The 251-nt window shown below is 66.5% G+C and carries 1 protein-coding gene; it reads right to left on the bottom strand.

The genetic code is table 11. The features are described from left to right. A partial coding sequence (locus EXE42_RS17870) for a PAS domain S-box protein (protein ID WP_137707130.1) occupies window positions 1-251 on the bottom strand: 251 nt, incomplete at both ends.

Below are 251 nucleotides of genomic sequence, written 5' to 3'. Positions count from 1 at the left end.
GTTCGCCAGGAGGTACTCGCCCTCGCGGTTCTTCACGAACACGAGGTCCGGCACCAGGTCGATGATCTGCCGGAGCTCCTCGCGCGTCGATTCGAGGGCGGCCTCGTACTCTCTCCGCTCCGTGATGTCTTGGAACAGTCCGAGCGCTCCGGTGACCGCTCCGTCCTCGCCGAACTGAGGGTCGCCGATGGCCCTGACCCACCGGGTCTCACCGGTCGCCGTGACGATCCGCAGCTCGAGGTCGTACGACT

The sequence above is a fragment of the Halorubrum sp. SP3 genome (assembly GCF_005435195.1).
Classification (GTDB): Archaea; Halobacteriota; Halobacteria; order Halobacteriales; family Haloferacaceae; genus Halorubrum; species Halorubrum sodomense.
The sequence above is the reverse complement of the archived record's forward strand: the minus strand, read 5'-3'. Positions and strand labels throughout refer to the sequence as shown.